General features: G+C 39.2%; 1 protein-coding gene and 2 pseudogenes (1 of these 3 only partly in view). 2 read left to right on the forward strand and 1 reads right to left on the reverse strand.

Features of this window, described 5'->3' with window-relative positions; all coding sequences use genetic code 11:
* A pseudogene (locus B3473_RS01190) lies at positions 1-212 on the reverse strand (acyl-CoA dehydratase activase) (its annotated part extends 1064 nt beyond the left edge of the window); the annotation flags it as partial.
* 226 nt (positions 213-438) lie between these two features.
* Here B3473_RS01190 and B3473_RS01195 point away from each other — a divergent pair.
* Positions 439-1056 (forward strand): TetR/AcrR family transcriptional regulator, encoded by a 618-nt coding sequence (locus B3473_RS01195; RefSeq protein ID WP_235280536.1) that lies wholly within the window; start codon positions 439-441, stop codon positions 1054-1056.
* Between the two features lie 34 nt (positions 1057-1090).
* Positions 1091-1184, forward strand: a pseudogene (locus tag B3473_RS01200) (cyclic nucleotide-binding protein); the annotation flags it as partial.

A 1184-nucleotide genomic window follows, 5' to 3' on the forward strand; every position in this document is an offset into this window, starting at 1 on the left:
ACATCTGCCAATCCCATGCCCCCAGAACCTGTGATGGCAATACTGACCGTTTGGTCGCCAATTTCTGAAATGGCATCGTTTAAGACCTTAATGGTTGCTGTTTTGACATCTGAAAAATGCCGTTCATAACGTGAAAAGACGAGCTTTTCATGATCATCGAAAATCACAACTTTAACCGTTGTCGATCCGACATCTATACCTGCTTTATACATATTCCAGTATCCTCGATTAGTGATTTAGACTTTGTTTTGCCTTTTTCTTTTACATAGGATAAGAAAAACAGATAGGCTTAACAACATTCTGTTGTTTATTCAACAAAGTGTCTGCTATAATACTATTATAAAATAGTCCTAATAAAATACAATCGTTAATTTTGATGGTTATGTTGTTTAAACAACACAAGGTGCTAAAACTGTTGATTATCTTGGAGGAAGACGGATGAAATTTACAGATATTCGCTATTTAAGAACCGAGAAGTTGATTTTTGATGCCTTTGCAAAACTTTTGAGTGAGAAATCTTATGAAAAGATTACGATTCAAGACATTGCGGATGAGGCTATGATTAACCGCGCCACTTTTTATGCCCACTATGCTGACAAAGACGAGCTTCGTGATGGGATTCAACAACAAATTGTGGACCAAATGTCAGATATGATTGAGGCAGCACAAATCGCCAAAGGTGACACAGTCAAGCTCAAACGTGCCGAAAAACTCTTGGCAGACTTTTACCGAGGACTTGAAAAAAATCCATCGATTGCTAAAATTGTCTTGCGTAGTATTTCCCAAGAAGTCATGCAAGAACAATTTGGAAGCTTGATGCATGACAAGTACGACCATTTACTGGCCAAGCTAAATGTGACGGAATCAGGCAAGCAAGTTCCAACAGAGTTTGTGGTGGCTTATTTGACCAGTATTTTCACAGGGACTTTGCTGTGGTGGATTAAGTCAGATTTTGCCATGCCAGCAAAGGAATTGTCACGTTTGGTTTTGACCCTGATTAGCAATGGTCATTTGACGGTAATGGGGGTTATCATTGACCGTGACGATTGTGACTAAGAGCTTGTGAGAGCAACAAAGAAAGAGGGTAATTATGAAAAATGACAATAGGGTTCGTGATGCTATTGACCATCGCTTATACCCAGTAGCAGAAGGTAGCTTTTTATCTGAAATGGACACGCGTTTGC

It is taken from the genome of Streptococcus sp. UBA632, from assembly GCF_002300045.1.
Lineage (GTDB): Bacteria > Bacillota > Bacilli > Lactobacillales > Streptococcaceae > Streptococcus > Streptococcus alactolyticus.